Source organism: Stenotrophomonas sp. 2YAF22, from assembly GCF_052114665.1.
Taxonomy (GTDB): Bacteria; Pseudomonadota; Gammaproteobacteria; order Xanthomonadales; family Xanthomonadaceae; genus Stenotrophomonas; species Stenotrophomonas indicatrix.
In genome coordinates this window covers 1-8,438 of the sequence record NZ_JBFRFE010000121.1, presented here as the reverse complement: position 1 = coordinate 8,438, position 8,438 = coordinate 1, and the positions used below count along the sequence as shown (strand labels likewise).

At 68.7% G+C, this 8,438-nt stretch carries 7 protein-coding genes and 1 pseudogene; all 8 read right to left on the bottom strand.

Annotation, left to right across the window (positions count from 1 at the left end):
* Positions 1–607 (bottom strand): annotated as a pseudogene (locus AB4Y84_RS07135) (hypothetical protein); the annotation flags it as partial.
* Positions 604–2,769 carry a hypothetical protein gene (locus tag AB4Y84_RS07130; protein WP_442243951.1) on the bottom strand — a complete coding sequence of 722 codons (2,166 nt, stop codon included), beginning with the start codon at positions 2,767–2,769 and terminating at the stop codon, positions 604–606. The pseudogene AB4Y84_RS07135 and the gene AB4Y84_RS07130, both read right to left, overlap by 4 nt.
* Positions 2,766–3,887 (bottom strand): BatA domain-containing protein, encoded by a 1,122-nt coding sequence (locus AB4Y84_RS07125; RefSeq protein ID WP_442243952.1) that lies wholly within the window; start codon positions 3,885–3,887, stop codon positions 2,766–2,768. The genes AB4Y84_RS07130 and AB4Y84_RS07125 overlap by 4 nt, the downstream gene beginning before the upstream one ends.
* Positions 3,884–4,780, bottom strand: a complete 897-nt coding sequence (locus AB4Y84_RS07120; RefSeq protein ID WP_442243953.1) for a DUF58 domain-containing protein — start codon at positions 4,778–4,780, stop codon at positions 3,884–3,886. Before AB4Y84_RS07120 ends, AB4Y84_RS07125 begins: the two co-directional genes overlap by 4 nt.
* Positions 4,781–4,787: 7 nt before the next feature.
* Positions 4,788–5,771 carry an AAA family ATPase gene (locus AB4Y84_RS07115; RefSeq protein ID WP_223497418.1) on the bottom strand — a complete coding sequence of 328 codons (984 nt, stop codon included), beginning with the start codon at positions 5,769–5,771 and terminating at the stop codon, positions 4,788–4,790.
* Positions 5,772–5,784: 13 nt separating this feature from the next.
* Positions 5,785–6,492, bottom strand: coding sequence for a DUF4159 domain-containing protein (locus tag AB4Y84_RS07110; protein ID WP_025876014.1), 708 nt, complete (start codon positions 6,490–6,492; stop codon positions 5,785–5,787).
* Positions 6,492–7,826, bottom strand: a complete 1,335-nt coding sequence (locus AB4Y84_RS07105) for a TldD/PmbA family protein (RefSeq protein ID WP_442243954.1) — start codon at positions 7,824–7,826, stop codon at positions 6,492–6,494. Before AB4Y84_RS07105 ends, AB4Y84_RS07110 begins: the two co-directional genes overlap by 1 nt.
* 20 nt (positions 7,827–7,846) lie before the next feature.
* Positions 7,847–8,438: TldD/PmbA family protein (locus tag AB4Y84_RS07100; RefSeq protein WP_442249930.1), on the bottom strand; the 592-nt coding region annotated here is incomplete at its 5' end.

Genomic DNA, 8,438 nt, shown 5'->3' with positions numbered 1-8,438 from the left:
GGGTGACGCCGCTGAGCTGTACACGGCCATCCTCTGCCAGCGTTGCACGATCGACCACGGCACCGGCCGGGTCCAGCAGTTCGGCCTGCGCTCGGTCTACGCCGCGTGCCTGTGCGTGTACGTCGAAGCGCGCACCGGGAGCGGTGTCCACGGGCGGCTGCAGGGCGATCCAGCCGTTGGCTGCAGAGGATGCCTGCCAGCGCGTGTCGGCGGGCAGTGCGGCATCGCGGTCACGCGCGGCCAGGCCGGCACCGATCAGTGTCACCGTGGAGGACGGATAGCGGCGCAGTGCGGTGGCCAGGTCCGGCACGCGCGCTGCACCGGCCATATCGGTTGCTTCCGGCAGCAGCACCCGGGTGCCGCCGGTGGGCAGTGCACCGGTCTTGTTGGCCCCGGCGCCGATCACCACCAGGCCGGCCAGGGAGGCGCGCTGTGAGGGCGGCAGCAGGCAGACGTACAGCAGCGCAGCGGCGGCCGCCTGCAGCGTGAGCACGGCGATAAGACGGCCGCGCCTCTGCGTGGGCGAACGCAGCTGGCGCGCACTGGCGACCAGCACGATCAGCGCCAGCGCCACTGCGACCCACACGTTCAATGCCGATGTGCTCATGGCTGTGCCTGCAGCGCATCGAGGTAGCGCTGCCCCATGGCATCGGCCGCACGGCGTCGCATCACCTGCGGCAGTGGCCGCTGCAGTGCACGCCACAGCTGCGCGCGCAGGCGCTGCCGGCACTCGGTGCAGCCGGGGTCGATGCGTAGTTGTTCGATGGCGGCAGCCAGGTCCAGTGCATCGGGCAGGAAGGCGTTGTTGCGCTGCTGCCAGGCGGCCAGCATGTCCAGATCGGGCGTGCCGTCCTCGTCGCCCAATCGCTGCCAGGCCTCGACGACGGCAGGATCGGGCGGCGTGCGCGCGGCCAGCGGCAGATCGCGGCTGGCCAGCCCGGCACGGTCGCCGCCCAGGCGCCGGCTCTCGTCGATCGGCGGCAGCTCCGGGCCGACGCGCGCCAGATAGATGCGCTCGGCCTGCTGCACCTGCTTGATGAACGCCAGCGCTTTGTAGGCAAACGGCAGGGCCTGCTCGGGGCGGCCCTGGCGCAGCTCGCCTTCGGCCGACCACATCTGGTCCAGCGCGGCCTTCAAGGTGGCGCGTGTCTGCGGGTCAAGCAGCGTCGCCGCCTCGGCGTGGTCGTGGGTATGCCCGTACTCGGACAGCACGTCGGTGGCGCTGCCGAACACCGGTGGCGTGTCATTGCCGCTGGCTGCGCCACCGTGGTCGTGGCCGTGCTCGTCGTGTGCGCCGGCCTCGGCGCCGTGACCGTGCTCATGATCGTCATCGTGTGCGTCTGCCGCCGGCGTATCGCTGGTGGGCAGGTCGCTGGTCGGCGGTGGCTTCGGCGCGCCCTCGCTTTCTTCGCCCAGGAACTGGCCGTAGCGCAGCCGCAGGATGCGCTGGTCGACGCCGATCGCATCGCTGCGCTTGACGAAGGTATCGGCGGCTACGCTCCGGCGTTCGCGGATCAACGCCTCGGCGTCGATGATGATCTGCCGCTGGCTGCGGAAGTACGCGGGCAGGGTCTTCTTGATGCGGCCTTCCAGTTCGGCACCGAGCACGGCCTCGGCGCTGGGCAGGCGCAGGATCACGCTGCTGCTGCGGCCGACCTGTGCTGCCGGCGCGTGGTTGTCGCGCACTTCCAGCTGGGCGATCACATCGTTGCCGGGCTGTGCGCCCAGCGCGGCCAGATCAAGGGTATGGGCAAAGCGCCGTGCCTTCACCTCGCCGCTGCCGCTGAGCGTCACGCTGCGGCGCACGAAGGTGATGTTCTCGCCGCTGCCCTGGGTGATGGTGATCGACAGCGTCGCCCGCGCGGAGACGCCATGATCGTCGCCGGCCTCGAAGCGCAGCGTCCACTGCCGTTGCCCGGGGGGGCCCAGCACCAGGCTGGTGGCAGGCTCGATCACGCGCACCGTCGGCGCACGGTCGGCGACCACGTCGAGTCGATGCAGGCGGGTTTCGGCCAGCGCCGGTTCGCTGACCACGCGATACAGCACCGGGGTACGCGCTACGTCCTGCGCCTGCCATTCACCATTGCGCTCGCGCAACGGAAGGCGTCGACCGTCGTGGAACTGCAGCCAGGCGTTGCTGGGTGCACGGTCGAAGCGCAGTGACCAGGACAGGCGACTGTCGGCGGCGACCTTGGCGTCGAGTGCGTTCTGCGTACGCGTGGGTTGGCCGGTGTAGGCCGGTGCGTCGATGCGCAGTCGAGTGGACTGCAGGCGCAATGGACCGGCCTTGGCGCTGCTTTGCGGCGAGGCAGGCGCCGTTGGGCGCGGTGCGCCGCTGCGCGGCCAGCCCAGTGCCAGCACAGCGACGGCGATGCCGCCAATCCAGCACAGCGCCACTGCCCTGCGTGGCCAGCGTGGTCGCAGCTCGGGGAGGTTGTGTTCAAGCGCAGCCAGCACGTGCGTGCGCTGGCGCTGCTGCAGTGGGTTGAGCGCAGCGCCATCGGCAAACAGCAGATCGGCACTGTCTTCGCTGGCGCCACTGGCATCGAGCCTGCGCTGCAACCAGCGTCGGTCCAGCTGCCGGGCGCGCATCGTCGCTGCGGCCGCAATGATCAGCAGGGCCACGGTTGCCACGACGCAGGCGATATCGAAACCGGACACGCGCAGCGCGAGTGCCGCTGACGCCAACGTCCACGGCAGCCCCAGCAGCAGGGTGATCGCCGCGCGGCGCCGACGTGCGCGCTGCCATGCCTGTTGCAGCGCCTTCATGGTGCAGCCCTGCGTCGCGCGCTGCTCGCCATCCAGCGCTCAAGCGCGAACAGCAGCACGATCACCAGCAGCAGCCACGCGGTGGGTTCGCGCAGGGGCGGCGTTGCGGCGGGCAGGGCCGCCTGGGGTGGTGTCTGGTCCTGCGCATCACCCAGCTGCGGCGTTGATGGCGGTTGCAGGGCCTGCAGCAGGTCGCGCGGCAGGCCGTCATCGCGCAATGCACTGTTGCGGGCCACGTTCCATTCGCCGGGCAGATGCAGCAGGCGGCCCTGGCCGATGCGCTGCTGCCACAGCAGCGGTGCATTGTCTGCTTCGCGCAGCAGTACGGGTGCACCCGCTGGCGGTTTCGCAGCGGTCAGCACCGTGCCGCCCTGCTGCAGCCAGCGCTGCCAGGAGCCAGGCAGCGCATCGGTGGCGGTCCATACGCCGATCTCGCCGCGGGCAGGCAACGCGTCGTCGGCCAGGGGGGCCGCCAATGGTTGCGTGCCCCACGCGCGCTGCAACGCGCCCAGCCATTGCAGCGCAGCCGCCGGTGCATCGCTGCGCGTTCGAAGGCGTGGTGCCGGGGAAGCGTGTGGCGGCGCGGTGACGGCCAGCGCGTGTGGCTGCCACTGCACCTCGCGCGACAGCTGCAGGCGGGCACCATCAAGGCCGGGCAAGGGATCGGGTACGTGTACGGTCAGCGCGGTGCCGGCCGGCAACTGCGCGTCCAGCTCGCGCAGCAGGCTGGGCAGGGCAGCAGCGTCTGCCGGCGCGGGCTGGTCGATGGTGGGGAAGCCCGGCGCCAGCCAATGCCAGTTGCGCGCATCGGTGCTGCCGCGCAGCGCGGTCGCGTCCAGGCCCGGTGCCACCACCGTCCACGCTGCTGGCACGGGCGCAGGACCGGTCAGCGCCGGGCGCGCCAGCAGCAGGGCCAGTGCGGCCAGCAACAGCAGGCGCACCAGCAACAGCGGCCAATCATCGAAGCGGATGCGCTGGCGCGGTCGTACCTGGGCGCGCAGCCAGCGCAGCGCAGCGAAATCCAGCGGCGTGTAGGGATGACGGCGGGCGAGGTGGATCAGCAGTGGCAACAGCCATGCGGCCAGCGCGGCCAGGCCCAGCGGAAACAGCAGGCTCATGCGCCGCCCCTGCGGCCGAACAGCGCCTGTAGCGGCTGGTCCAGCGGCTGGTCGAGCCAACCGGTGGCGATGGCGATGCCACTGGATTGCAACCGCGATTGCAGCGCGGCGCGGGCCTCGGCGAAGCGCTGCAGGTAGTCGGCGCGGATCGCGGCGCCATCGCCGAGCAGCTCCTCGCCCGTTTCCGGGTCGCGGAAACGATGGCCTGCGTCGAAGGGGAAATCGCGTTCGTCGGCGGTCAGCACCTGCAGCAGCATCACTTCGCGGCGCGCGCTGGCCAGTTGCTCCAGCAGCACGATGCCCGCGTCGTCGAAGCCATCGCCGATGGCCAGCAGCAGATCGCCGGGGCGCACGCGCTCCCACAGCGGTCGCAGCCGCTCTGCGGCCGGCCATGCGCCGCGCGCCTGCAGGGCATGCAGCTGCAGATGCACGCGGTCGCGCTGGCGCGCGCCATGCGCGGCCGGCACCAGCTGCAGGCCTTCGCCGTTGATCGCCAGCAGGCCGAAGCGATCACCCTGCTGCAGCGCCAGCTCGACCACGCAGGCAGCCAGCTGCCGCATGTGATCCAGGCGGCTGCGTCCGGGCGCTGTACGGTCGGACTGGCCCGCTGAGGCCGTGGCATCGAGCAGCAGCCAGACGGTGATCGGGCTTTCGCGCTCGGATTCACGCACGAAGAAGCGATCCGAGCGCGCGTACAGCTTCCAGTCGATCTGGCGCAGTTCGTCACCGGGCTCGTAGGCGCGGTACTGGGCGAACTCCAGGCCGGCGCCGCGGCTGCGGCTGGCATGTTGGCCGATGCCGCTTGCGCCGCTGGCCAGGCGTGGCCACAGCCGCAGCGCACGCAGTCGCGCACGCAGGTCGGGTGGCAGCAGCAGCGGCGTGCCTGCGGTCACCAGTGGATCAACCCGGGAAGGGAACGGCCTGCAGCAGTGCGGCGACCACATCGTCGGCGCGCTTCTGCTCGGCTTCGGCCGCGAAGGACAGCAGCAGGCGATGACGCATCACCGGTGCGGCCAGTGCCTGCACATCCTCGCGGGTGGCGGCGAAGCGTCCCTGCAGCAGTGCGCGCGCCTTGGCGGCCAGCACCAGCGACTGCCCGGCACGCGGACCTGCGCCCCATTTCACCCACTGGTTGATCGCCGCCGGTGCACCCTCGCCGGGACGGCTGGCGCGGACCAGGCGGGTGATCCAGGCGAGCACGTCGGGGCTGACATGCACCTGGCGCACCGCCGCCTGCAGCGCGATCACCGCTTCGGCATCCATCACCTTCGGCACGCTTTCAGTGGCACCGCCGGTGGTCTGTTCGAGGATCTGCCGCTCTTCTTCCTCGCTGGGGTAATCGACCAGCACATGCAGCAGGAAGCGGTCCAGCTGTGCTTCGGGCAAGGGGTAGGTACCGGCTTGTTCGATCGGATTCTGCGTGGCCAGCACGAAGAACGGCGCCGGCAACGTGTAGGTCGTGCCGGCGTAGCTGACCGTACGCTCCTGCATCGCTTCCAGCAGCGCCGCCTGGGTCTTGGGTGGGGTGCGGTTGAGCTCGTCGGCCAGCAGCAGGTTGGTGAAGATCGGGCCCTGCTGGAAGCGGAAATGGCGATGGCCGGTACCGTGGTCTTCTTCCAGCAGTTCGGTACCCAGGATGTCGCTGGGCATCAGGTCCGGGGTGAACTGCACACGCCGGAACTGCAGTTCCAGTGCTTGCCCCAGCGAGCGCACCAGCAGGGTCTTGCCCAGCCCCGGCGCGCCTTCCAGCAGGCAGTGGCCGCCGGCCAGCAGGCCGATCAGCAGCTGCTCGACCACGGTGTGCTGGCCGACCACGGCGTGGGCCAGGGCGCTGCGCAGCGCGTGCAGGCGCGGCAGCAGGGAATCGAGGTCGGGGGAGGTCATGGGCGTGGTCCGTTCAATTGTTCAATGCGTACATCACGATGTTGACGCCGAAGCGGGTGTTGTCTTCGGCCAGGAAACGCTTGTTGCGCCAGTCGTAGTCCCACTCGCAGCCGTAGTCCTTGTTGCTGTAGAGCAGACCCAGCCGGCCATCGACCTCGATGCCTTTCAGGTAGTCGTGCACCAGGTCATCGCCCCAGCCGTTGAGCTCGAAGCTGGTCGCGGGCGGGCCGTCGGGGAAGCGGAAGAAGCTGCGGTACAGCGCGTGGCTGTTGGGCAGTTTCTGCAGCGCCTTCGGCCCGAACAGCCGGCCCATCTGCGCTTCGAACGAGGTGGCGAACAGGCCGTCGATGTCGTGGTTGCAGTCGTCGACGAAAACAAAGCCGCCATTGCGCACGTAGCGCACGAAGTTCTGCCGTTCGGCGGCGTTGAACTCGACCAGGGTGTGCCCGGCCAGGTAGCAGAACGGCGCTTCCAGCATGCGCGGGTCGGCCAACGCCACCACCCGTTCCTGCGGGTCCACCCGCAGGGAGGTGTAGTCGATCAGCGAGGTGATCAGATTGGACGGCATGCGCGCGTCCACGTCCCAGTCACCGGAGTCGTACTGCAGGCGGGTGAACCAGAAGTCGTAGCGCGAACTGCGCGGGCCTGCCTGTGCCCATGCCGGCAGCGCCGCCGCCGAAGCGGCAGCGGCCAACCAGCGCAGGCAGGCCCGGCGATCCATCAGACCGCGTCGGACAACGACGTAAAGGTGAAATCACGCAGCTTCATCGGCGGAATCATCATCACGAAGTTGGACTCGTCACCGGCCACGCGCACCGGCTTGCCCAGCTCTTCGATGTTGTTGAGCATGATCACCGGCGATTCGTTGAAGCGGAAGTTCTTCACCGGGTGCTTGATCTGCCCGTTCTCGATGTAGAAGGTGCCATCGCGGGTCAGGCCGGTCAGCAGCACGGTCTGCGGGTCGACCATGCGGATGTACCAGGTGCGGGTGACCAGGATGCCCTTCTGGGTGCCACGCACCAGCTCGGCGGTGTTCTTCTCGCCACCACTCATCAGCAGGTTGCCGGGCGTGGCCTTGGCGGTCTTGCCCTGCTTCTGCGCCCAGAAGCGCGAATAGTCGAGGTTGGCGATCTTGCCGTTCTCGATGATGGCGATGCGCTCGCGCGGCATGCCTTCACCATCCCACGGCAGCACCGGCGCATCCGGATGCCACGGGTCGGCATACATGTTCACGCGCGGATCGTAGACCTGCTCGCCCAGCTTGTTGCCGCCGCCCTTCTTGGACAGGAAGCTGCGACCTTCGTCAGCCGAGCGCGCGCTGAAGAAGTTCATCATGAAGCTGATCAGGCCCGCAGCCGCCGCCGGCTCCAGGATCACCGTGTACTTGCCGGGCTCCAGTGCCTTGGCTTCCTGCGACTCGGTCGCCTTGCGCATCGCGATGCGGATGTCCTGGTCGGCCTTGAAGTCGGCCGCATCCTTCAGGTTGCGACCCACCCAGCCCGAGCCACGGCCGTCCTCGGTGCGCACGGTGCAGGTGTAGTCGAAGTTGGTGCTGCGCTGGTAGCCGAAGTTGCCGTTGCTGTTGGCCGTGGCGTAGAAGCCTTGGCCGTCTTCGAGGAAGCCTGCAGCGATCAGCCCGTTGCCACGGCACGGCGCGATCGAATCGGCGGCAACCTTGGCGCGGAAGGCCGGATCAATGGCGGCGGTGGATTCGCTGAAGGTCGGGCTGGGGCGGTAGGTCTGCTTGCCGATGGCCGGCATGAACTCCGGGTTTTCCGGGGCCAGGCGGGCCAGGTCTTCGGCGCGGCGCACCACGCGCTGCAGCGCGGCGTCGTCGAACTCGTTGATCGAGGCAGTGCCCACGCGCTTGCCGAAGGCCACGGTGACGGCCAGCTCGGTGTTGTCGACGATGCCACTGGTGGACACGTTGTTCAGGGCGAAACGGATGTTGCCGTTGATGGAACCGGCCAGTACGGCCGTGCACTCATCGGCCTTGGACAGGGCGATGACCTTGTCGAGGATGGCCTTGGCCTGGGCTTCGGTGAAGATACTCATGTGTAAGGGCTCCTGACCGGTCAGCCGAGGCTGCGTGCGGTGTTGATGACGTTGATGCCGTTGAAGCGCGCGGTCGAGGAACCGTGCGAGACCGCCGAGACCTGGCCGGGCTGGCCCTTGCCATCGAAGAACGAACCGCCCAGGCGGTAGTCGCGTTCATCGGCCACGGCGCTGCAGGCATTCCAGAATTCCGGTGTACGGATCTGGTAGGCCACGTCTTCGAGCATGCGGGTGATCTTTCCGTTCTTGATCTCGTAGAACAGCTGGCCGCCGAACTGCGCGTTGTAGCGCTGCTGGTCGATCGAGAACGAACCATCCCCGATGATGTAGATGCCGTTCTCCACGTCCTTGATCATGTCCGACACGCTCAGCGGCGACTTGCCCGGCGCCATCGACACGTTGGCCATGCGCTGGAACTGCACGCTGGACCACGAGTCGGCATAGCAGCAGCCATCGGATTCGGTCTTGCCGAGGATGTGGGCCTGGTCGCGGATGGTCTGGTAGTCGACCAGCTTGCCGTTGCTGATCAGGTCCCAGCGCTTGCACTTCACGCCTTCATCGTCGTACGCGACCGCGCCGAGGCTGCCCGGCTGGGTCTTGTCGGCAAAGATG

What these genes read in the sequence shown, in the direction of transcription:
- AB4Y84_RS07130 (WP_442243951.1), bottom strand. Translation starts at nt 2,769, where the DNA reads ATGAAGGCGCTGCAACAGGCATGGCAGCGCGCACGTCGGCGCCGCGCG.
- AB4Y84_RS07125 (WP_442243952.1), bottom strand. Translation starts at nt 3,887, where the DNA reads ATGAGCCTGCTGTTTCCGCTGGGCCTGGCCGCGCTGGCCGCATGGCTG.
- AB4Y84_RS07115 (WP_223497418.1), bottom strand. Translation starts at nt 5,771, where the DNA reads ATGACCTCCCCCGACCTCGATTCCCTGCTGCCGCGCCTGCACGCGCTG.
- AB4Y84_RS07110 (WP_025876014.1), bottom strand. Translation starts at nt 6,492, where the DNA reads ATGGATCGCCGGGCCTGCCTGCGCTGGTTGGCCGCTGCCGCTTCGGCG.
- AB4Y84_RS07105 (WP_442243954.1), bottom strand. Translation starts at nt 7,826, where the DNA reads ATGAGTATCTTCACCGAAGCCCAGGCCAAGGCCATCCTCGACAAGGTC.